Source organism: Actinomadura decatromicini, from assembly GCF_008121305.1.
In the GTDB taxonomy this organism is placed as follows: Bacteria; Actinomycetota; Actinomycetes; order Streptosporangiales; family Streptosporangiaceae; genus Spirillospora; species Spirillospora syzygii.
The window spans coordinates 680,330-701,684 of record NZ_VSRQ01000005.1; the positions used below are offsets into that span (position 1 = coordinate 680,330).

General features: G+C 70.8%; 26 protein-coding genes. 19 read left to right on the top strand and 7 right to left on the bottom strand.

The window, feature by feature from the left end:
* The first annotated feature begins 9 nt into the window (after positions 1–9).
* From rpsE to FXF68_RS26130, 7 genes are all read left to right on the top strand, one after another.
* Entirely contained in the window at positions 10–630 is a 621-nt protein-coding gene (rpsE, locus tag FXF68_RS26100; protein ID WP_021596721.1) for a 30S ribosomal protein S5, read from the top strand.
* Positions 627–809 carry a 50S ribosomal protein L30 gene (gene rpmD / locus FXF68_RS26105; RefSeq protein WP_148347464.1) on the top strand — a complete coding sequence of 61 codons (183 nt, stop codon included), beginning with the start codon at positions 627–629 and terminating at the stop codon, positions 807–809. The genes rpsE and rpmD overlap by 4 nt, the downstream gene beginning before the upstream one ends.
* Position 810: 1 nt before the next feature.
* Positions 811–1,293, top strand: coding sequence for a 50S ribosomal protein L15 (gene rplO / locus FXF68_RS26110; RefSeq protein WP_148347463.1), 483 nt, complete (start codon positions 811–813; stop codon positions 1,291–1,293).
* A gap of 230 nt (positions 1,294–1,523) precedes the next feature.
* A complete protein-coding gene (secY, locus tag FXF68_RS26115; RefSeq protein WP_148763769.1) occupies positions 1,524–2,819 on the top strand; it encodes a preprotein translocase subunit SecY in 1,296 nt (431 codons plus the stop codon).
* Positions 2,819–3,469, top strand: a complete 651-nt coding sequence (locus tag FXF68_RS26120; protein WP_067889203.1) for an adenylate kinase — start codon at positions 2,819–2,821, stop codon at positions 3,467–3,469. The genes secY and FXF68_RS26120 overlap by 1 nt, the downstream gene beginning before the upstream one ends.
* Positions 3,470–3,475: 6 nt before the next feature.
* On the top strand, positions 3,476–4,312 hold the full coding sequence (gene map / locus FXF68_RS26125) for a type I methionyl aminopeptidase (RefSeq protein ID WP_148763566.1): 837 nt from the start codon (positions 3,476–3,478) through the stop codon (positions 4,310–4,312).
* A 15-nt stretch (positions 4,313–4,327) separates the two neighbouring features.
* Positions 4,328–4,771 (top strand): DUF1707 SHOCT-like domain-containing protein, encoded by a 444-nt coding sequence (locus tag FXF68_RS26130; RefSeq protein ID WP_148763568.1) that lies wholly within the window; start codon positions 4,328–4,330, stop codon positions 4,769–4,771.
* Between the two features lie 31 nt (positions 4,772–4,802).
* On the opposite strand, the gene FXF68_RS26135 is transcribed toward FXF68_RS26130, so the two are convergent.
* Both FXF68_RS26135 and FXF68_RS26140 read right to left on the bottom strand, forming a co-directional pair.
* Positions 4,803–5,624: a phosphodiesterase gene (locus FXF68_RS26135; protein ID WP_148763570.1), complete on the bottom strand. Its 822-nt coding sequence runs from the start codon at positions 5,622–5,624 to the stop codon at positions 4,803–4,805.
* Between the two features lie 252 nt (positions 5,625–5,876).
* Positions 5,877–6,434, bottom strand: a complete 558-nt coding sequence (locus FXF68_RS26140; RefSeq protein WP_148763572.1) for a hypothetical protein — start codon at positions 6,432–6,434, stop codon at positions 5,877–5,879.
* A 260-nt stretch (positions 6,435–6,694) separates the two neighbouring features.
* Between FXF68_RS26140 and infA the strand changes: the two genes are divergently transcribed.
* The 8 genes from infA to truA all read left to right on the top strand — a co-directional run bounded on the left by infA (position 6,695) and on the right by truA (position 11,692).
* Positions 6,695–6,916 carry a translation initiation factor IF-1 gene (gene infA / locus FXF68_RS26145; protein WP_018657567.1) on the top strand — a complete coding sequence of 74 codons (222 nt, stop codon included), beginning with the start codon at positions 6,695–6,697 and terminating at the stop codon, positions 6,914–6,916.
* 66 nt (positions 6,917–6,982) lie between these two features.
* On the top strand, positions 6,983–7,096 hold the full coding sequence (gene rpmJ, locus FXF68_RS26150; protein ID WP_019632585.1) for a 50S ribosomal protein L36: 114 nt from the start codon (positions 6,983–6,985) through the stop codon (positions 7,094–7,096).
* A 192-nt stretch (positions 7,097–7,288) separates the two neighbouring features.
* A complete protein-coding gene (gene rpsM / locus FXF68_RS26155; protein WP_067889188.1) occupies positions 7,289–7,669 on the top strand; it encodes a 30S ribosomal protein S13 in 381 nt (126 codons plus the stop codon).
* A gap of 67 nt (positions 7,670–7,736) precedes the next feature.
* Positions 7,737–8,138 (top strand): 30S ribosomal protein S11, encoded by a 402-nt coding sequence (rpsK, locus tag FXF68_RS26160; RefSeq protein ID WP_021596710.1) that lies wholly within the window; start codon positions 7,737–7,739, stop codon positions 8,136–8,138.
* A 20-nt stretch (positions 8,139–8,158) separates the two neighbouring features.
* On the top strand, positions 8,159–8,785 hold the full coding sequence (gene rpsD / locus FXF68_RS26165) for a 30S ribosomal protein S4 (protein WP_148763574.1): 627 nt from the start codon (positions 8,159–8,161) through the stop codon (positions 8,783–8,785).
* A 172-nt stretch (positions 8,786–8,957) separates the two neighbouring features.
* On the top strand, positions 8,958–9,971 hold the full coding sequence (locus FXF68_RS26170) for a DNA-directed RNA polymerase subunit alpha (protein ID WP_089324443.1): 1,014 nt from the start codon (positions 8,958–8,960) through the stop codon (positions 9,969–9,971).
* Between the two features lie 95 nt (positions 9,972–10,066).
* Positions 10,067–10,591 (top strand): 50S ribosomal protein L17, encoded by a 525-nt coding sequence (gene rplQ, locus FXF68_RS26175; protein ID WP_148763576.1) that lies wholly within the window; start codon positions 10,067–10,069, stop codon positions 10,589–10,591.
* 174 nt (positions 10,592–10,765) lie between these two features.
* Entirely contained in the window at positions 10,766–11,692 is a 927-nt protein-coding gene (gene truA, locus FXF68_RS26180; RefSeq protein WP_187438116.1) for a tRNA pseudouridine(38-40) synthase TruA, read from the top strand.
* A gap of 47 nt (positions 11,693–11,739) precedes the next feature.
* Here the strand turns inward: truA and FXF68_RS26185 are convergent, their stop codons facing one another.
* The 3 genes from FXF68_RS26185 to FXF68_RS26195 form a co-directional block, all read right to left on the bottom strand.
* Positions 11,740–13,419, bottom strand: a complete 1,680-nt coding sequence (locus FXF68_RS26185) for a hypothetical protein (RefSeq protein WP_148763578.1) — start codon at positions 13,417–13,419, stop codon at positions 11,740–11,742.
* A 24-nt stretch (positions 13,420–13,443) separates the two neighbouring features.
* Complete coding sequence (locus tag FXF68_RS26190) at positions 13,444–14,772, bottom strand: hypothetical protein (protein WP_148763580.1); 1,329 nt, start codon at positions 14,770–14,772, stop codon at positions 13,444–13,446.
* A 116-nt stretch (positions 14,773–14,888) separates the two neighbouring features.
* The gene (locus FXF68_RS26195) at positions 14,889–15,794 is read right to left on the bottom strand and encodes a CAP domain-containing protein (protein ID WP_148763582.1); all 906 of its coding nucleotides are present in this window, start codon (positions 15,792–15,794) and stop codon (positions 14,889–14,891) included.
* Between the two features lie 598 nt (positions 15,795–16,392).
* Here FXF68_RS26195 and rplM point away from each other — a divergent pair.
* The 3 genes from rplM to glmM all read left to right on the top strand — a co-directional run bounded on the left by rplM (position 16,393) and on the right by glmM (position 19,179).
* Entirely contained in the window at positions 16,393–16,845 is a 453-nt protein-coding gene (gene rplM, locus FXF68_RS26200; protein WP_067889167.1) for a 50S ribosomal protein L13, read from the top strand.
* A 93-nt stretch (positions 16,846–16,938) separates the two neighbouring features.
* The gene (rpsI, locus tag FXF68_RS26205) at positions 16,939–17,442 is read left to right on the top strand and encodes a 30S ribosomal protein S9 (protein WP_148763584.1); all 504 of its coding nucleotides are present in this window, start codon (positions 16,939–16,941) and stop codon (positions 17,440–17,442) included.
* A gap of 393 nt (positions 17,443–17,835) precedes the next feature.
* Complete coding sequence (gene glmM, locus FXF68_RS26210) at positions 17,836–19,179, top strand: phosphoglucosamine mutase (protein ID WP_148763586.1); 1,344 nt, start codon at positions 17,836–17,838, stop codon at positions 19,177–19,179.
* Between the two features lie 7 nt (positions 19,180–19,186).
* Here the strand turns inward: glmM and FXF68_RS26215 are convergent, their stop codons facing one another.
* Positions 19,187–19,516 carry a hypothetical protein gene (locus FXF68_RS26215; RefSeq protein ID WP_148763588.1) on the bottom strand — a complete coding sequence of 110 codons (330 nt, stop codon included), beginning with the start codon at positions 19,514–19,516 and terminating at the stop codon, positions 19,187–19,189.
* A 21-nt stretch (positions 19,517–19,537) separates the two neighbouring features.
* The gene (locus FXF68_RS26220) at positions 19,538–20,221 is read right to left on the bottom strand and encodes an HNH endonuclease family protein (protein WP_148763590.1); all 684 of its coding nucleotides are present in this window, start codon (positions 20,219–20,221) and stop codon (positions 19,538–19,540) included.
* A 107-nt stretch (positions 20,222–20,328) separates the two neighbouring features.
* Between FXF68_RS26220 and FXF68_RS26225 the strand changes: the two genes are divergently transcribed.
* Positions 20,329–21,321: a DUF389 domain-containing protein gene (locus tag FXF68_RS26225; RefSeq protein ID WP_246178935.1), complete on the top strand. Its 993-nt coding sequence runs from the start codon at positions 20,329–20,331 to the stop codon at positions 21,319–21,321.
* Positions 21,322–21,355: the final 34 nt, after the last annotated feature.

Consider the following 21,355-nt stretch of genomic DNA (forward strand, 5'->3'; position numbering starts at 1 on the left):
GAACCACTGATGGCAGCGCAGAGGCGTGGAGGCGGTCAGGGTGGCGACCGTCGCGACCGCCGCGACGACCGCCGCGGTGGCGCCGACAAGGGCCAGTCGTACATCGAGAAGGTCGTGGCGATCAACCGTGTCGCCAAGGTCGTCAAGGGCGGGCGTCGCTTCAGCTTCACCGCCCTGGTGATCGTCGGTGACGGCAACGGCACCGTCGGCGTCGGCTACGGCAAGGCCAAGGAGGTGCCCGCGGCGATCGCCAAGGGCGTCGAGGAGGCCAAGAAGCACTTCTTCAAGGTGCCGCGGATCCAGGGCACCATCCCGCACCTGGTGCAGGCGCGGGACGCGGCGGGCGAGGTCCTGCTGCGTCCGGCGAGCCCCGGCACCGGCGTGATCGCGGGTGGCCCGGTGCGCGCCGTGCTGGAGTGCGCGGGCATCCACGACGTGCTGAGCAAGTCGCTGGGCAGCGACAACGCGATCAACATCGTGCACGCGACGATCGCGGGGCTGAAGGCGCTGAAGCGTCCGGAGGAGATCGCGGCCAAGCGCGGCCTGCCGATCGAGGACGTCGCCCCGGCCGCGATGCTGCGCGCCCGCGCCGCGGGCAGCGAGCCCAGGGCGGAGGCGGCGGCGTCATGAGCCAGCTCAGGATCACGCAGAAGAAGTCCGTGATCAGCGAGAAGCAGAACCAGCGTGACACGCTGCGCACCCTCGGCCTGAAGAAGATCGGGCAGAGCGTGGTCCGCGAGGACCGCCCCGAGGTGCTCGGCATGATCCGGACGGTGGCGCACCTCGTCACCGTCGAGGAGGTCGACTGAGATGGCTGATCTCTCCAAGCAGGACGCCCCGGAGGCGGAGGGCACTCCGCTGAAGGTGCACGACCTGCGTCCGGCCCCCGGCGCCAACCGCAAGAAGACCCGCAAGGGCCGCGGCGAGGCGTCCAAGGGCAAGACGGCGGGACGCGGCACCAAGGGCACGAAGGCCCGCGGCACCGTGCCCGTCGGCTTCGAGGGCGGCCAGATGCCGCTGATCCGCCGGGTTCCGAAGCTCAAGGGCTTCAAGAACCCGAACCGGGTCGAGTTCCAGGTCGTGAACCTGGACAAGCTCGCCGCGCTCTACCCCGAGGGCGGCGAGGTCACGGCGGACGATCTGGCGGCCCGTGGCGCGGTGCGCCGCGGGCGTCCGGTCAAGGTTCTCGGCACCGGCGAGATCTCTGTCGCGGTTCGGGTGAAGGCTCACGCTTTTTCCGGATCCGCGAAGGAGAAGATCGCCGCCGCCGGTGGAACCGCCGACGAGCTGTAAAAAGGATCACTTCCGATGCCGGGGCCGTGCTCGCGAGACCCCCGGGGCCGAGAGGCCGCGGGGTCGCGTGGGGCGGCCCCGGTCGCATCTGCTGTTAGAGTCACTGCGGCGAAGGTGTTCGCGTGAGATTGCACACTCCCACCTCTCACCCGGTATCCTCCGCCCGAACTCATGGAGTTTGTTAACCGGCCCTCGGCGGCCATGAACTCGCCAGTCACGCAGGAGGAATGGTGCTGACCGCGTTCGCACGGGCTTTTCGTACGCCTGACCTGCGTAAGAAACTGTTCTTCACGCTGTTCATGATCTTGGTGTTCCGGCTCGGTTCCATCATGCCGACGCCGAACGTCAACGTGGAGGTGTTGAAGGAGACCGCGGACGCGGCCAAGAAGAGCAACCAGCTCTACGGGCTCGTCGACCTGTTCAGCGGCGGAGCGCTCCTGAAGCTCTCGATCTTCGCGCTGGGCATCATGCCGTACATCACGGCGAGCATCATCCTTCAGTTGCTCACGGTGGTGATCCCGCGCCTTGAGGCCCTCAAGAAGGAGGGCCAGGCCGGCACCACGAAGATCACCCAGTACACCCGGTACCTGACGGTCGGGTTGGCGATCCTCCAGGCGACCGGCATCGTCGCGATGGCGAGCACCGGGCAGCTCTTCCAGAGCGTGTCCGGCAAGGGCGAGATCCTCTACGACACCGGCATCTTCCCGATCGTCACCATGGTGATCTGCATGGTGGCGGGCACGACGGTCATCATGTGGCTGGGCGAGCTGGTCACCGACCGCGGCGTCGGCAACGGCATGTCGATCCTGATCTTCACCCAGGTCGTCGCGGTGTTCCCCGCCCAGTTCTGGAGCATCTACAAGTCCAAGAACGGCTTCGTCTTCGCGCTGGTGCTCATCGTCGGCCTCGCCATCATGGCGGGCGTCGTGTTCGTCGAGCAGGCGCAGCGCCGCATCCCCGTCCAGTACGCCAAGCGGATGGTCGGACGGCGCATGTACGGCGGCACGTCGACCTACATCCCGCTGAAGGTCAACCAGGCCGGCATCATCCCGATCATCTTCGCGTCGTCGCTGCTCTACCTACCGGTGCTCGCGACGCAGCTGTGGCCGAACACGAAGTGGCTGCAGAAGGTCCAGCCGTACCTCCAGCAGGACAACGCCTGGCACATGGCGATCTTCTTCGTCTTCATCATCTTCTTCACCTACTTCTACGTGGCGATCACGTTCAACCCCACTGAAGTAGCCGACAACATGAAGAAGTATGGTGGATTCATCCCAGGTATCCGTCCTGGTCGGCCGACCGCCGAATACCTCGACTTCGTGCTGACTCGGATCACCACACCCGGTGCGCTGTACCTGGGGCTGGTGTCGCTGATCCCGATGGTCGCGTTCGCACTCCTGAACGCGAGCCAGGACTTCCCCTTCGGCGGCACGAGCATCCTCATCATCGTCGGCGTCGGACTGGATACCGTGAAGCAGATCGAGAGTCAGCTCCAGCAGCGCAACTACGAGGGCTTCCTCCGGTAGTGCGTATCGTCCTGGTGGGCCCCCCGGGTGCGGGCAAGGGGACACAGGCCCAGTTCATCGCGTCTCATCTGTCCGTCCCGAAGATCTCGACAGGTGACATCTTCCGCGCCAACGTGAGCGGGGGCACGGAGCTCGGCCGGCAGGCGAAGCAGTACATGGACCGCGGCGACCTCGTCCCGGACGAGGTCACGATCGCCATGGTCCGCGACCGGCTCGGCGAGGACGACGCCCGCGACGGTTTCCTGCTGGACGGCTTCCCCCGCAACGTCCCGCAGGCGGAGACGCTGAAGAAGATCCTGGCCGAGTGGAGCACGCGGCTCGACATCGTCCTCGAACTCGTCGTGGACGAGGACGAGGTCGTCCGCCGGCTGTCCGGCCGCCGCACCTGCGACCGCTGCGGCCGGATCTGGCACGTCGACTTCGACGACAAGCAGGACGACATCTGCGACGACTGCGGCGGGCACCTGTTCCAGCGCGACGACGACAAGGAAGAGGTCGTCATGCATCGCCTGGAGGTGTACCAGCACGACACGGCGCCGCTGGTGCAGTTCTACGCCGACGAGGGCATCCTCGTCGGCATCGACGCCACGGGGCCCGTCGAAGAGGTCACGAAGCGCGCGCTGTCGGCGCTCCGCCCGCTCGAAGACTGACGGGACATGTTCAGAGGACGCAAGCCCGCGATCCAGATGAAGACCGCGGAGCAGATCGAGCTGATGCGTGCGGCGGGCCTGCTGGTCGGCCGCACGCTCGAGCTCCTGCGCGACGCCGTGAAACCCGGGATCAGCACCCTCGACCTCGACACGCTGGCCGAGCGGCACATCCGCGACAACGGCGGCGTCCCGTCGTTCAAGGGCTACTACGGATTCACCGGGACGATCTGCGCGTCGATCAACGAGGAGATCGTCCACGGCATCCCGCGGCCCGACAAGACGCTGCGGGACGGCGACATCATCTCCATCGACTGCGGGGCGATCGTCGAGGGCTGGCACGGCGACGCGGCGATCACCGTCCCGGTGGGGGAGATCACCGCCGAGCGGCGGCGGCTCCTGGAGGTGACCGAGGCGTCCCTGTGGCACGGCCTGGCGGCCGGAACGGCGGGAGCCAGACTCTCGGACATGTCTCACGCGATCGAGGCTCACATCCGCTCTCAGGGCCCCTACGGCATCGTTGAGGGGTACGGCGGGCACGGCATCGGCACCGAGATGCACATGGACCCGCTGATCCCGAACCACGGCCCGGCCGGGCACGGGCCCGTGCTGCTCCCGGGGATGTGCTTCGCGGTCGAGCCGATGGTGAACCTAGGCGGCAAGGACACCGCCGAACTGGACGACGGTTGGACGGTCGTCAGCGTCGACGGCAGCGTCTCGGCGCATTTCGAGCACACCTTCGCGGTGACGGAGGACGGTCCGCGCGTCCTCACCGCCCTTGACGAGGGCCGGGAGTGGCTGGAAAGGCTCCGCGTCGCGGAGAATGAAGGAAACGTCACGTCCTGAGGAGCGGAGGTAGCGATGGCGCCGAACCCTGACATCCGGGCGTCGGACGCCGACCGCGACCGGGTGGCGGAGAGCCTGCGGGAGCACTGCGCCGAGGGCCGCATCAGCATGGACGAGCTGCAGGAGCGGCTCGAGGCCGTGTACGGCGCGAAGACCCTCGGGCAGCTTCAGGAGGTCACCCACGACCTGCCGGAGGAGGACCTGTACCAGCTTCCGGTCCCGGCGTCGCAGCCGAAGAGCACCGCGTCGGTGGCGCGGCCGCCGTCCCGCGACCTCGAACCGCGCCGGGCGCCGCAGATGTGGGCGGCGTGGGCCGCGATCAGCGGGCTGAACCTGGCGATCTGGCTGATCATCGTGGTGTCGTCCGGGATGGTCTACCCGTGGTGGGTGTGGATCGCGGGCCCGTGGGGCGCGCTCCTGCTCGTCCGGACGGTCCTCGGCGGGCGCCGGGACTACTGACCCGCCCTCGTCACTCGACGTCGACCCTTCGTCACTCGACGTCGACGTCCATCAGCGGGCGGTAGTTGCCGGTCGGCGCGAAGTGCGTGGTGGCGGTGCCGTCCGTGCCGATGAGGTGGATGGCGAACCCGGCCGGCTCCCCGGTGACGGCGGCGCGCCCCTGCTTGGTGAGGTCGAGGAAGAGCTGCCGGTAGGTGCTCGGGCAGGTGGTGCTGACCGTCCCGGCGACCGACCCGACCGAGGCCCGGTGGACGTGCCCGGAGATCACCCGCACCACCTGCGGATGCCGGGAGATCACCGACGCGAACCCGGCCGGGTCGACGAACCGCAGGTCGTCGATGAAGCGCATGCCGATGGGGAACGGCGGGTGGTGCGTGGCGACCACGGTCGGCGTGTCGGGCGCGTCGCGCAGGACGGCGTCCAGCCAGGCGAGCCGCTCCTCGCTGAGGTGCCCGTGGGCGTGGCCGTCCACGGTGGTGTCGCAGCAGACGAGCCGGACGCCCGCGACGTCGGCGGCGTACTGGACGGGCGCCCGCGCCGACGTCCCGGTCGCGGCGATCACCGGGTGGTCCTTGAACGCCCTGCGCATCTCGTCGCGGTCGTCGTGGTTGCCGCACATCGGGTAGACGGCCATGGGCAGCGGGGACAGCAGCGCGTGCAGCCGGGCGTACTCGGCGGGCTTCCCGGCGTCGGCGAGGTCGCCGGTGAGGACGACGGCGTCCGGCCGCGCGGGCAGCGACAGCAGGCTGGACACGGCGGCCCGCAGCGCGCGCACCGGGCCCGAGCCGTCGTCCACCTCGCCGTCCCGTCCGGCCGCCAGGTGGATGTCGCTCAGTTGCGCGATGATCGCCATCGATCCCTCTCCCCTAGCCCAAGCACACCACGGCGTCCCAGGTCCGGACACCCCGCGGCCCGGGCGCCGGGACGATCTTCGCGCCCGCGCGCCCGCACTGTCGACTCAGGCCCCCGGCCGGTTCGCTCAGGCGGGTCGGCCGCGCGCAGTCGGCTCAGGCGAGTCGCCTGTGGGGGGATCCCCACGCCCCCGCCCGGTTCGTCGCCTGAGCGCCGCCCTCCAACTCCGCTGGCGCTCCGTTCCGGGCGCCGCTCAGGCGACGTGGGGGATCACCAGGGAGAGCGCCGAGGTGACCTCCTCGGGCGCGGGCGCGACGTCCGGGACGACGTCGCGCAGCGCGAGCCACCCGTTGATCGCCTGGACGGTCGGCTTGGCCTCGACGAGCTGCGGGTCGTCCAGCCCGTAGTAGGCGGCGACCTTGGACCAGCGCCACAGCCGGTGCCCGGCGGTCGACATCTCCGACGGCGGGAAGCCCGCCGCGCCGCGGGCCCCGGTGATCGCGTGCCGGACGGAGTCGAGGGAGCGGCCGACCCGTTCGGCGATGTCGCGGATGGTGAGCAGCGGGTCGGCCTCGACCTGGAGGACGTGCAGGCCGGGCGCGCTGGCCTCGACGTGCTCGACCACTTCCATGATCGCGACGGCGAGGGTGCGGCCCGTCCAGGAGCAGGACGCGTTGCCCGGCCGCTCGGCGTGCTGCGGCTCGCTGATGATCGAGACGGTGACCGCCCCGTTGGTGCGGTCGAACAGCGGGTCCAGCTCGTCCTCGTAGAGGGGACGGCTGAGGATCAGCGCGAAGTCATAGCTCGGCATGCTGACCCTCCTCCGACGTATCTCTCCCCGAAGGTACAACGCGCCGGCGATGTATGCTTGGCTCGGGAGCGGTCTCCGGTGCCGTGTCATGCGCTGATTTCGCATTGGACGCCCGGTTGACGTAGACTCCCTTGTCGGTCCGTCGTCGACCGCTCGATTCCCCTTCCTGACGCCTTCCGCGTCGCGGTGTGGACTGCGGTCGATTCTCCTCCGGAGAGCCGGGCCGAGTCCAATGAGCCGATCAGCGAAGCGCGGAGGACATGCCCAAGAAAGAAGGGGCCATCGAGATCGAGGGCACCGTCATCGAGTCCCTCCCGAACGCCATGTTCCGGGTGGAGCTCGACAACGGGCACAAGGTGCTCGCCCACATCAGCGGCAAGATGCGGATGCACTACATCCGGATCCTGCCGGACGACCGCGTCGTTGTGGAGCTGAGCCCCTACGACCTCACGCGCGGTCGGATCGTCTACCGCTACAAGTAGCACCCACTGGGGTTGCCTTCCCCGTGCGTGGCGGCGCGGGGGTGACCCTGAGCATTAGGAGACCCAGTGAAGGTCAAGCCGAGCGTCAAGAAGATCTGCAAGAACTGCCGGATCATCCGGCGGCACGGCCGGGTCATGGTCATCTGCACCGACCCGCGCCACAAGCAGCGCCAGGGCTGAGCCCGGGCGCGGCGACACAGAAAAGCGCATCGCAGTCTTCACGCGGGTAGCCGTACGAGCCTGGGACGGTTCGTACGGCACAGCCGTGTGAGGGCCCACCCCCGGACCGCGCGAGGCCGGGGCCGCCACCCGGGCAGGGTGTGTGCGGACGCGGTGCGTCCATACCTCCGCAGAATGAAGGGAACTGCCCACATGGCACGCCTCCTCGGCGTCGACCTCCCGCGCGAAAAGCGCCTGGAGGTCGCTCTCACCTACATCTTCGGCATCGGCCGGACGCGGGCGCTGGAGACCCTCGCGGGCACCAGCATCAGCGGCGACCTGCGGGTCCACCAGCTCGGCGACGACGAGCTCGTGAAGCTCCGCGACTGGATCGAGGCGAACTACAAGATCGAGGGTGATCTTCGCCGCGAGGTCCAGGCGGACATCCGCCGCAAGATCGAGATCGGGTGCTACCAGGGCATCCGGCACCGGCGCGGGCTTCCCGTGCACGGCCAGCGCACGCAGACCAACGCGCGCACCCGCAAGGGCAAGAAGAAGACCGTCGCCGGCAAGAAGAAGGCCGGCAAGAAGTAGTCCGCCGGACCCCCGGCACCAAGCCGAGTTCGGTCCTCCGGATCGATGACCTCGAAAGTGAGAGCAGATGCCTCCTAAGAGCCGTGTAGGCGCGAAGAAGGTGCGCCGCAAGGAAAAGAAGAACGTCGCTCACGGGCACGCCCACATCAAGAGCACGTTCAACAACACGATCGTCTCGATCACCGACCCCAACGGCAACGTGATCTCCTGGGCCTCGTCCGGCCACGTCGGCTTCAAGGGCTCGCGCAAGTCCACCCCGTTCGCCGCGCAGCAGGCCGCCGAGGCCGCCGCCCGGCGCGCGATGGAGCACGGCATGCGCAAGGTCGACGTCTTCGTGAAGGGCCCGGGCTCGGGCCGCGAGACCGCCATCCGTTCGCTGCAGGCGACCGGCCTTGAGGTGGGCTCGATCCAGGACGTCACGCCCGTTCCGCACAACGGCTGCCGCCCGCCCAAGCGTCGTCGGGTCTGAGGCAGGGGAGATCTAGACAAATGGCTCGTTACACCGGTGCGGACTGCAAGCTCTGCCGCCGCGAGAAGATGAAGCTGTTCCTCAAGGGCAGCAAGTGCGAGGGCCCGAAGTGCCCGATCGAGATCCGTCCCTACCCGCCGGGTGAGCACGGACGCGGTCGGCCGAAGGAGACCGAGTACCTGCTGCAGCTTCGCGAGAAGCAGAAGGCGCGGCGCATCTACGGCGTGCTGGAGCGGCAGTTCCACAACTACTACGTCGAGGCGAACCGCCAGCAGGGCAAGACGGGCGACAACCTGCTCGCCCTCCTGGAGCGGCGGCTCGACAACGTCGTCTACCGGGGCGGCTTCGCCAAGTCCCGCGACATGGCCCGCCAGCTCATCCGGCACGGCCACATCCGGGTCAACGGCAAGAAGGTCAACATCCCGTCGGCGCTCGTCGGCGAGTCCGACATCGTCGACGTCAAGCCGAAGTCGCTGGAGATGACGCCGTTCCAGGTCGCCAAGGCCGAGGTCGGCGACCGTCCGGTCCCGGCGTGGCTCGGCGTGGACGGCGACAAGATGCGGATCTTCGTGCACTCGCTGCCCGTCCGGCAGCAGATCGACGCTCCCGTCCAGGAGCAGCTGATCGTCGAGCTTTACTCGAAGTGAGTGATTTTCGTCCTGCGCGCCAGAGCTGAACTGCACGGCACGTCCTGGGACGAAAATTACTCATCAAGGCTCACGCGCCCCGCCGGGGTCCTCGCGTGGGATTCCGGCGGGACGGGGAACACTCACGAACGCGGTAGTCAAATAGCGGGCACCGCGGGAAGTAGGTACCACAATGCTCATCGCTCAGCGTCCGACTCTCACCGAAGAGCAGGTCGACGAGTACCGGTCGCGGTTCACCATCGAGCCGCTGGAGCCGGGCTTCGGCTACACGATCGGCAACTCGCTGCGTCGTACCCTGCTCTCCTCGATTCCCGGTGCGGCCGTCACCAGCATCCGGATCGAGGGCGTCCTCCACGAGTTCTCCACCGTTCCGGGGGTGAAGGAGGACGTCACCGACATCATCCTGAACCTCAAGGAGCTCGTCGTCTCGTCCGAGCACGACGAGCCGGTCGTCATGTACCTGCGCAAGCAGGGCCCGGGCGAGGTGACCGCGGCCGACATCGCGCCGCCCGCGGGCGTCGAGGTCCACAACCCCGACCTGCACATCGCCACCCTGAACAACAAGGCCAAGCTGGAGATGGAGCTGACGGTCGAGCGCGGCCGCGGCTACGTCTCGGCCGCGCAGAACAAGCAGCCCGGCCAGGAGATCGGCCGGATCCCGATCGACTCCATCTACTCGCCCGTGCTCAAGGTGACCTACAAGGTCGAGGCGACCCGAGTCGAGCAGCGCACCGACTTCGACCGCCTGATCCTGGACGTGGAGACCAAGCAGGCGATGCTGCCGCGCGACGCGGTCGCGTCCGCCGGCAAGACCCTCGTCGAGCTGTTCGGGCTGGCCCGGGAGCTGAACGTCGAGGCCGAGGGCATCGACATGGGCCCGTCCCCGACGGACGCCGCGCTCGCCGCGGACCTGGCCCTGCCGATCGAGGAGCTGAACCTCACGGTCCGCTCCTACAACTGCCTGAAGCGCGAGGGCATCCACTCGGTGGGCGAGCTCGTCGCCCGCTCCGAGCAGGACCTTCTCGATATAAGGAATTTCGGCGCCAAGTCGATCGAAGAGGTCAAGCAGAAGCTCAACGACATGGGCCTGTCGCTGAAGGACTCCCCGCCCGGGTTCGACCCGAGCGCGGCGGCCGACAACTACAGCGACGACGACCAGAGCTACGCCGAGACCGAGCAGTACTAGAAACCCGATCCGCGGCGGCCGGGGACGCGTTCCCCGGCCGTCCGCGGACCAGCTGACACCGGTACCTGGTACGGCCGGTGCAGGAAGGAACCGCAATGCCCAAGCCCACCAAGGGCCCCCGCCTCGGCGGCAGCCCCGCCCACCAGCGCCTCATCCTGGCGAACCTGGCGACGGCGCTGTTCGAGCACGGCCGCATCACCACCACCGAGGCCAAGGCCCGGCGGGTGCGTCCGCTGGCGGAGAAGCTGATCACCAAGGCCAAGAAGGGCGACCTGCACAACCGTCGCCTGGTCGCCCGGACGATCCGCGACAAGTCCGTCGTGCACGGGCTCTTCACCGAGATCGCGCCGCGCTTCGAGAACCGTCCGGGCGGCTACACCCGGATCACGAAGCTCGGGCCGCGCAAGGGCGACAACGCCCCGATGGCGGTCATCGAGCTGGTCCAGGAGGAGATGCCGGCCGTCTCGACCGCCAAGGCCGCCCCGGCCAAGGCGACCGAGGACGAGGCTCCCGCCAAGGCGGAGACCGAGACCGAGGCCGAGGAGACCAAGGCCGAGGACACGGCGACCGACTCGGCGACCGACACGGCCGCCGAGTCCGAGGACGGCGACGCCAAGTAGGACTTGGCAATCGCATTTACGGTTTCGGCCGACATGATGAACGGGCCCGCCGCTCCCCTCCGGGACGGCGGGCCCGCATCTTTGCCACACTTGATCGCATGGTCATGCCAGTAGCGGAGCGAGCGCTCAGAGGAGAACGGAACGGCCACCGTGCAGAAGGACAGCTCGGCTGACATGACCGCACTGGTACGACTGCGGCTCGACATCTCCTATGACGGGTCCGACTTCGCGGGCTGGGCGAGACAGCCGAACCAGCGGACCGTCCAGGGCGTCATCGAGGACGCCCTGGCCCGCATGCTCCGCCTGGACCCGCCGCCCATGCTCACCGTCGCCGGCCGGACGGACGCGGGCGTCCACGCGCAGGGCCAGGTCGCGCACCTCGTGGTGCCCGTCGCGGCCTACTCGGCGATCAACGGGACGATGCCGCGCCGCCTCGCCGGGCTGCTGCCCCCGGACGTCCGGGTGTGGCGGGTGTCGGTCGCGCCGGAGGGGTTCGACGCGCGGTTCTCGGCGCTGTCCCGCCGCTACGTGTACCGCGTGTGCGACAACCCGTTCGGCGTTGAGCCGCTGCGGCGGCACGACGTGCTGTGGCACCCGCGTCCGCTGAACCTGGACCGGATGAACGCCGCCGCGCGCCTCCTGGTCGGGGAGAACGACTTCGCCGCGTACTGCCGGAAGCGGGAGGGCGCGACGACCATCCGGGAGCTGCTGCGCTACGAGTGGACGCGCGACGACCGCGACCCGTACCTGGCCTTCGCGACCGTGCAGGCGGACGCCTTCTGCCATTCGATGGTGCGCGCGCTGGTCGGCGCGCTGCTGATGGTCGGGGACGGCCGCCGCGACATCGAGTGGCCCGCCGAGGTGCTCGCCGCCCGCGTCCGCGACTCGGGGGTGAACGTCGCGCCCGCGCACGGCCTGTCGCTGGAGGAGATCCGCTACCCGGACGACGACAGCCTCGCCAAGCGCGCCCAGGAGACCCGCCGCGTCCGGACCCTGAACGCCGCCGCCGCCGTCCAGGCCGCCGCCGAAGCCGCCGCGCGAGCGGAACCCGAGGAGCTGGGCGAGACCCCGGAGAACGCCGCCTGGCGCGGCGCCTCCTGATCAGCGGCGACGCAGGTCGCGGGCGAGGCGGCAGGGACCGGGGTGGGTCAGCCGCCTGCGCGGGCGAGGATGGGGCGTAGGTCGTAGTCCAGGAACTGCTGGGCCGCTTCCTTGATCACGGGGTCGCCGGGCTTGGCCTGCTTGCCGTCCGCCCACTGCACGTAGGCATAGGCGACGTAGCGTCCGCGTACCGTGGCGGCCGCGTAGCCGCCCGCTCGGTCCAGGTCGGGGGCGTGCTTGCCGCCCATGCCGCGGAACCACTCGTACTTCGCGGGGCTTCCGGCCTTGCTGATGCGGAGCGCGGCGTCCTTCGTCGGCAGCACCGCGATCCCGGACGTGACGGCGAGCGCCCTGCCCTTGTCGATGTACGTCGCGCGGACGATCTTGCGGCACTGCTCCTGGAGGAGGGCGCGCAGCATCGAGCCGCGCGCCGCGTACGACACGTCCCGGTTGAGGGACCAGCGCTCGCGGGAGTAGGTGCGCCCGCCGAGCTGGATCACCTGTGTGGGGAACACGTCGCGGAAGGTGAGGTCCTGGGTGTCGGTCTTCTCGTCGCTGATGTCCACGGGCGCCCGGGTGGCGGACGACGGCGTCACCGCCGGGGCCGCCTGCGTGGCGGGCGACCCGGAGGTTTTACCGTTCTTTCCACCGCCGGAGTCGGCGCCGATCGCGAAGAGGCCGACGGCCGCGGCGAGGATGAGCGCCGCGCCGCCGCCGATCAGCACGATGCGGCTCTTGTTGCCGCCGTCGCCGCCGCGCGGCGTCCGGCGCGGCGGGGCGCCCGGGGGCGGCGGCGTGTCGATCGGGACGCCGCCCTCGGCGTGGTAGACGGGCGTGATCACGGTGTGCTGCTCGGCGGTGACCGCCGCGGGCTCCCCGCCGGTGGGGAACGGGCCGCTGCCGGTGGGCGGGACGACGCCGGGCGGCAGGATCGCGTCCGGCACCAGGACGGGCGCCAGCGAGGCGGACGACTCGTCCTCCGCGCGCCGGGCCTTCTCGAAGGCGGACTCGTCCACGGCGGTGTCGTCGACGGCCGTCTCCTCGACGCCGGGAGCCTCCGCCGGGGAGGGCTCGGCCTGGGCCACCCGGGTTTCCGAACTTTCCGGGGGCGCTGGGGCGGGCTCGTCCGCGAGGACGTCGTCCGTGGCGTCGTCCTGCGGGCGGACGGCCGGGAAGCCGTCCGGGTCGGTCTCGCCGAACGCGGGCGGCGGCTTCACGAGCGGCAGGGCGGGCACGGCGCGGCGCGAGTCGACGCTGGGCACGCCGAGCCCGGCGACGAGCGTCCCGGGCGGCGGCGCGGCGGGTCCGGCGGTTCCGGGGGCGCTCGGCGTCTCCGCGGCGGCCTGAACGCCGTCGCTGCCCGCATCCGCGCTGCCCGCGTCCGTCGCGGTCGCGTCCGTACCGGGCGCGTCCGTGCTGCCTGCGGCGGTGCCGGTCGCGTCCTCGCCGGTTGCGTCCGTTGCGGGCGCGTCGTCGGCGGGCGCGTCGTCGGCGGGCGCGGGCTCGGCGGTCGCGTCGTCGGGGGCGGGACGCGGGGCGGGCGGGGTCGCGGGGGCGCCGGTGAGCGGGACGGTGTCCGCCGCGGACTCGGCGGCCCACCAGGGAGCCTCCAGGCCGAACGCGGGCGGCCTGAGGGAGGCGGGCGCCGCGGACTCCGCCGGGGCGGCGGGGACGGTGGGCGTCCCCGCGGGCTCGGCGGTGTCCCGTGTGTCTCTAGGTGCAGACATAGGCAGAGAGAGTATTCAAGCCGGTTACTTTTGGAGGGGTTTGCCTTCGGTTTCCCTGTAGTGCAGGGCGAGCGCGAGGTTGCTGCCCTTCACCATCTGGGTGCCGAAGACGCGGACGGCGGCATGGTACTTGGCGGCGATGCGCTTGCCGTCCGGCCGCTGTACCCAGGTCATGATCAGGTAGTGGCCGCGGGCCTCGGAGGTGCCGAGCGCCTCGCCCTTGCCGTTGGTCTTGGAGACGCCCTTGCCGGGCAGCGCCAGCAGGAAGGCGTCCTTGGCGGCGGCGGCCTTGACGGCCTTCTTGGCCGCGGCCTCGGTCTCCAGGTTGAACACGCCGACCGTGCCGATCAGCGAGCCGTTGCTCAGCGCGTACGTGGCCCGGAGCACCTGCGTGCAGGAGCCGCCCTTGAGGGCCTTGTCGAGCGCCGCGCCGCCCGCGATCGCGGTGCAGCCCTTCTGGGCGTTCGCGGCCGTCCGCACGTACTGGTACTTGCCGACCTTGAACTTGCCGTTGCCGAAGACCTCCTTGAGGGTCAGCGGCTTCGGGTCGGTGGTGCGGCTCCGCAGCTTCACCGGCGCGAGGACGGGCTGCGTCGGGCTCGGCGTGGCCTGCGGCTGCGCCGCCGCCGTGGAGGGCGTCGGCTTCTTCGGCTTGGAGTCGTCCTTCAGGACGGACGACAGCGCGACGCCGCCGCCGATGAGGAGCAGCCCGGCGACCGCCGCGCCGCCGATGATCAGGGGCGTTCTGCGGCGGCCCGTCCCGCCGGACCCCGATCCGGACGACTCCGGGAGCGGGCCGGACGGCGGCGGCTCGAAGCCGCCGTAGGGGTCGGGGGAGCCGAAGGGGTCGTCCCCCTGGCCGTGCGCGCTCCCGGCCACCGGCTGGTCGGACCAACCGCCGCCGGGGTGCTGGTTGGACCAGCCGGAGTCGCCCTCCTGACCGGACCAGCCGGACTCGGTCTTCTGGTCAGACCAGCCGGATTCGGTCTTCGGGTCGGACCAACCGGAGTCGGTTTTCTGGTCGGACCAGGCGGAGCCTGCCTGCTGCTCGGCCCAGGGGGAGGCGGACGGCTGCTCGGACCACGCGGGGGTCTCGTCCGTCCACGACGAGGTCTGAGCGGCCGGACCGGCGAACGGCTCACCGCCGTACTGCTGCTGCCCGCCGGGCCCCTCGTCGCGGGGCGCGAAGGAGGACTCGTCGCGGTAGCCGGACGCGGCCTCACCGCGGGGCGGGAAGGGGTCGTCGTTGTCGGTGCCGTACGGCGGCGCTTCGGCTCCGGGTCCGTACGGCGCGTGCGGCGGCCGGCCCGGAGGCCGGTCGCCGGGCTTGCCTTGATCGCCCGGATAACCCATGGCTTGGACCTTACCGTTCCTCGTTCAGGGCTCTGGACCTTCGAGACACCCACCATGACATGGGGGCGAACCGGGCGCGCGTGGTTCGCCGAAGGTCACCGCCCGGAGCGCGACGATCACTTCCAGCCGAAGTCCTGCGTCCACACGAGGCCGCCGGAGCCGGACGCCCGCCCGACGCCGATGGCCCGCAGGTCGCAGTTCAGGATGTTGGCGCGGTGGCCCGGGCTGTTCATCCAGCCTTCCATGACGGCCTGGGCCGTCGGGTAGCCCTTGGCGATGTTCTCCGCGCCGGGGCTCGGGTACCCGGCGTCCTCCATCCGCTGCCACGGGCTGTCGCCGTTGCGGGACGTGTGGTCGAAGTAGTCGTTGGCGGCCATGTCGGCGGAGTGCTTGCGGGCGGCGGTGGCGAGCCGCTCGTCCACGCGCAGCGGCCTGCACTTGGCCTTGGCGCGCTCGGCGTTGGTGAGCGCGACCACGGCGGTCTCCGGGCCGGACGGTCCCGTCGTCCCGCCGCCGGGGGTGCCGGTGTCGGCGGGCGGCTTGTCCGGGGTGGACGGCGCGTCCGGCTTCGACGGCTTCACGGCCGAGCCCGGCGCGCGCATCGGCTTCAGCGGGGGCGCCTGCTCCTGCGAGGCGGGGGCGGGGGTGCTGCCGGGCTTCGTCCCGCCGCCCGGCGCGCCCGTGCCCGTCTCCGCGCCGGTGGTGGTGGTCTCGTCGCTCTGCGGGCCGGGCGAGACCAGCGCGGACGGTCCCGAACCGGGCCCGGACGCGCCCGTCCGCTCCGACCTCAGCCCTGGCAGGACGGCCCGGTCGAGCAGGACGCCCGTGCTCACGGCGAGCCCGGACGCGGTGACGGCCACCACGATCGCGGTGACGCGCCTGCCACGGGACCGCTCGCGTCCGCGCCTGCCCGGCCGGGGGCCGCCGCCCGGCGGCGGGGCGGAACGGCCCGGACGAGGCGTGCCGCCATGGGACGCGACGTGCTGGGACGCGGTGCGGCGCGGCCCTCTGGCGACGAGCATGTCCTGGGGGAGTGAGGCGCGGCGGGCGGCGGCGGGCCGGGACGCGGCGTCGCGCGGCCCGGGGTAGGCGGGCGGGCGGCGTCCGGCGGGGTCACCTGGTCTGCGGGGAGTGGACAGCGGGGGCTCCCGGGTGCGGGCCGGCCTGAGCCGGCGTGGACCGGTCGCCCGGCACCATATCCCGGCATACACCCCCTGTTATGAAAGATCGTCTGAAAAGTGTTGAACAACTACGACGGGTAGTCTGGAGGGCGCTGACCGTTCCCTTTCCAGGACGGGGGCCGTCGCGCGGGAGGCGCGTGCGGGACGACTCGCCGTCCCGTTTTGACCCTCGGGCGCGCGGGCGAGTATCCTGCGTGTTTGTTGTGTGCGTCGACGCGCGCCGTCCGGCGGGCGGGAGACGACGCGACGACGTGCCGGTGTTTCCCCGTGGTGTCCGCGTCTGCCGGCGTGGCCGCCGGTCCGGGCCCCGGCTCCCGGAGCGCCGGATCGGACGATCCTCTGATCGGCGCGAGCAGGAATTCCGCTGATGGCGCCCGTCCGCTGGGCCGGGCGAGGATCGAAACCGCTGAAAGTCGACGAGAAACGAAGGCTGACGACCGTGCGCACGTACACCCCTAAGCCCGCCGACGTCCAGCGTCAGTGGTACGTCATCGACGCGACCGATGTCGTGCTGGGCCGTCTCGCCAGTCAGGTCGCGCAGCTGCTCCGGGGCAAGCACAAGCCGATCTACGCTCCGCACCTCGACACCGGTGACTTCGTCGTCATCGTGAACGCCGACAAGGTGTCGCTGTCCGGCAACAAGCTGGAGCAGAAGAAGGCGTACCGGCACTCCGGCTACCCGGGCGGCCTCCGGTCGGTCAAGTACGCCGACCTCATGGCGAAGCACCCCGAGCGGGCCGTCGAGAAGGCGATCAAGGGCATGCTGCCCAAGAACTCCCTCGGCCGGAAGATGTTCGGCAAGGTGAAGGTCTACGCCGGGCCCGACCACCCGCACCAGGCGCAGAAGCCGGTCCCGTTCGAGATCACCCAGATCAGCCAGATCCAGAAGTGAGCCCCGCGCCTCCGGGCGCACCCTTGAAAAAGTGGCCGCCGGGGCGCCCGTCCTCACGGGTCCGCCGCCCTGGCTAGAAAACCGAGGAGAACCGTGGACGACATCACCGAGACGGGCGCAGAGCTCGACTCGTACGAGGACGCCCCGTCCGAGTACAGCACCGAGACCCCCGAGGCCGCCGGCGAGAGCTACCTCGGCCAGCCGGTCGCCACCGGCCCGGCCGCCGGCACCGGCCGCCGCAAGCAGGCCATCGCGCGGGTCCGCATCGTCCCCGGCAGCGGCAAGTGGAAGATCAACGGCCGCACCCTGGACCAGTACTTCCCGAACAAGGTCCACCAGCAGATCGTGAACGAGCCGTTCGTGCTGCTCGGCCTCGAGGGCCAGTTCGACGTCCTCGCCCGCGTCGGCGGCGGCGGCACCACCGGGCAGGCGGGCGCGCTGCGCCTCGGCATCTCCCGGGCCCTCCAGTTCGCGAACATCGAGCACCGCCCGGCCCTGAAGAAGGCCGGATTCCTGACGCGCGACGCCCGCGTCCCCGAGCGCAAGAAGGCCGGCCTCAAGAAGGCCCGCAAGGCGCCCCAGTACAGCAAGAGGTAATTCCCAGGGGGGCTGTGTTTACCCAGGGGGGCGACCCCCTGGAACCCCCGTCACGAACGGCGGGGCCGTGTTTTCCCAGGGGGCGACCCCTGGAACCCCGCCGTTCGGCGTGTTGGGCGGCCTTCGGCGCTGGGGCGCCGAAGGCCGCCCAACACGTGTCTCCGGCTTGGGTCCCGTCTAAGAGGCGTAGGTGTTGCACGTCCAAGTGGGGTGGGGCGTCTTTGTCGCGGGTGGGACTTTGTCCGGGTGGGGGTGTTCGGTTGGTGGGGTGTAGGGGAGGGGTTTCGTAGGGTGGTTGGTTCTCACGGTGGGGTGCGGCTCCTACTAGATTTGTGCGGGCGGAGCGGGCGGGGTTCGTCCGCGCGGTTGTCGTTGAAATCCGGGAGTTGAACTGTGGCTCGTCTGTTCGGGACCGACGGCGTGCGAGGGCTCGCCAACCGCGACCTGACCGCACCGCTCGTCATGGACCTGTCCGTCGCGGCGGCGCGGGTGCTCGGCGAGCAGGGGGCGTTCCGGGGGCACCGGCCGCTGGCGGTGGTCGGACGGGATCCGCGGGCGTCCGGCGAGTTCCTGGAGGCGGCCGTCGTCGCGGGTCTCGCGAGCTCCGGGGTGGACGTGCTGCGCCTCGGCGTCCTGCCGACGCCCGCCGTCGCGTACCTGACGCACGAGCTGCACGCCGACCTCGGCGTGATGCTGTCGGCGTCGCACAACCCCGCTCCCGACAACGGCATCAAGTTCTTCGACCGCAGCGGCCACAAGCTGCCGGACGAGCTGGAAGACCGCATCGAGGCCAGGCTCGGCGAGGAGTGGGAGCCGCCGACCGGCGCCGGGGTGGGACGGGTCAGGGACGCGCACGGCGCCGTCGAGCAGTACGTGGCGCACCTGCTGTCGACCGTCCCGGTGTCGCTGGCCGGCCTGCGCGTCGTGGTCGACTGCGCGAACGGCGCGTCGTCCGACGTGGCGCCGGAGGCGCTGCGCCGCGCCGGGGCCGAGGTGATCACCATCGGGACCGCGCCGGACGGCCTGAACATCAACTCCGGCTGCGGGTCCACGCACCTGGAGGCGTTGCAGGAGGCCGTCAAGGAGCACGGCGCGGACGCGGGCATCGCGAACGACGGCGACGCCGACCGGTGCCTCGCCGTGACGTCGTCCGGCGAGGTCGTGGACGGCGACCAGATCATGGCGATCCTGGCGCTCGAACTGCGCGAGGCGGGCGCGCTCGCGGCAGACACGGTGGTCGCGACCGTGATGTCGAACCTCGGGTTCAAGCTCGCCATGCGCGAGGCCGGGATCACCGTGGTGGAGACCGCGGTCGGCGACCGGTACGTGCTGGAGGCGATGAAGGAGGGCGGGTTCGCGTTCGGCGGCGAGCAGTCCGGTCACGTGATCATGCTGGACCACGCGACGACCGGCGACGGCGTTCTGACGGGCCTGCACCTGCTCGCCGCGATGGTGCGGCGCGGCAGCTCGCTGGACGAGCTGACCAAGTCGATGACGCGCCTCCCGCAGATCCTCATCAACGTGAAGGACGTCGACAAGGCGCGGGCCAAGACGTCGGCGGAGCTGGCGGCGGCGGTGGCCGCGGCGGAGGCCGACCTCGGCGACACCGGGCGCGTCCTCATCCGGCCGAGCGGGACCGAGCCTATGGTCCGCGTGATGGTCGAGGCGGCGTCGGAGGGGCAGGCGCGGTCCGTCGCCGAGCACCTCGCGGGCGTCGTGCGGACCGTGCTCGGCTAGCTCTCGGCTAGCTCTCGTCGATCTCCAGGCGGCCGACCTTCAGGTGCTTGATCTCCACGGTCCCCGCCTGGAGGTGGCCGACGACGGCGCGCTTCACGACGAGCTTGCCGATCGCGAGCGCGCCGAGGGCCAGGGCGCCGACCGCCATGCACCCGACGGCGACCGAGCCGAGACCGGTGCCGCCCCGCACCGTCAGCCCGGTCGCGGACGCTCCCGTGACCTCGGCGCCCGTCGCCCGCGCGCCGACGCCGCGTTCGGTCCTGACGCGGGAGAGCTCGTCCTCGGTGAGGTTCTCAGCGGCGTTCTCGTCGACGTTCTCAGGGTGTTCGCTGGTCATGCGACGAGCCTACGCGCGGCGTCAGCAGCGGCCGAGGAAGGTCTGGAGCGCGTCGTGGTCGGGGTCGGTGACCGGCAGCGAGTACTTCTTCGCGACGGCGATGTACTTCACGGCGTAGGCGCACTGGAAGTCTTTCTGAGGTTTCCACTCGCCCGGTCCCGAGTCGCTCTTCTGCCGGTTCGGGACGCCCCACACGGCCAGCAGGTTGGCGTGGTCGTTGGCGAACCGCTCGCGCTGGTCCTCGCTCCACCGGGACGCGCCCATCCGCCACGCGAGCGCGAGCGGGTAGACGTGGTCGATCTGCACCTTGGCCGCGTCCTTCTTCTCGAAGGTGATCGTCTTTCCGCTGTAGGGGTCGTGCAGGACGCCCGCGAGCACCACGCACTTGCCCTTCTTCTCCACGTCCTGGAGGTCGCGGGCGAGGACGTCGTTGCGCTGGTCGCAGCCGTTGTGGTCGGTGTCCTTCCAGCGCGTCCCGAACTCGTCGCGGGCGTAGCCGGTGCTACGGCCCTCGGACGCGATCTTCAGCCCGGAAAGGTCGGCGCGGGCCCGCCTGCCGTCGCCGGACCCCGGTTGCCTGGGGGTTGAGCTCGCCTCGGAGAGGCCGACGTCGCCTTCGCAGCCCGCCGGCGCGACCAGCGCCACGGCGAGCGCCGCCGCCGGGACCAGGCGTCCACGTCCAGGGGTCCGTTTCGTCCCGTCCACCCGCATCCCCTCACCGCCCGCAATTTATGACGATATATACCTACTTGGGACGCGCCACGCGATCAACCGCACCGCTGGTGATCGCTTACGTGGCCGGATGCGGCACCATGTCTGACGTGCTACACCTGAGAGCGATCGTCCCGCCGGACCGCACCGACACCGTCCTGAAGGCCCTCGGCGACTGCGCGGGCGCGACCAACGTCGTCGTCTTCCCCGGCGCCGCCCGGTCCCCGCAGGGCGACCTGGTGAACAGCGACGTCGCCCGCGAGTCCGTGAACGAGGTGCTGGACGCCCTGCGCGCGCTCGGCGTCGACCGGGACGGCTCGATCGCCCTGGAGAAGATCGACCTGTCGCTGTCGGAGACCGCCGAGGAGGCGATGGAACGCGCCCCCGGGTACGGCGACGACGCCGTCGTCTGGGAGCAGCTCGACAACCAGGTCGCCGAGGGGACGGCGCTGAGCTTCTCGTTCATCGCGTTCCTGGCGTTCGCCACCCAGCTCGCCGGGATCGCCGCGCTGATCGACTCGCCGGTGCTGGTGGTCGGCGCGATGGTGCTCGGGCCGGAGTTCGGCGCCGTCGCCGCGATCTGCTACGGGATCGTGCGGGGGCGGCCGTGGCACATCGTCCAGGCGCTGCGGGCACTCGCCGTCGGGTTCGCCGTCGCCATCCTGATCACCTACGTGTGCGCGCTGGTCAGCAGGTGGACGGGCGTGATCGAGCTCGACCGGCTCCCGACGGACCGTCCGCTCACCGCGTTCATCTACAGCCCGGACCGCTGGTCGTTCATCGTCGCGCTGCTCGCCGGGGCGGCCGGGGTGCTGTCGCTGACCGCGGGCAAGTCGTCCGCGCTGGTCGGGGTGTTCATCTCGGTGACCACCGTGCCCGCCGCCGGGAACTTCGCGGTGGCCGCCGCGCTGCGGCACGGCAGCGAGATCCGCGGCTCGGCGCTCCAGCTCGGCGTCAACATCGTCGGGATGGTCATCGCCGGGACGGCGACGCTGCTCGTCCAGCGGGCGGTGTGGGCGATCATCCTGCGGCGCGGCGGGCGCCCGCGGATCGCGGGCGCCGATGGCCGGACGACCCTCCGCGGGCGTACTTAGGTCGACCGAGATATGGCCGAATGGCTGAGACGGA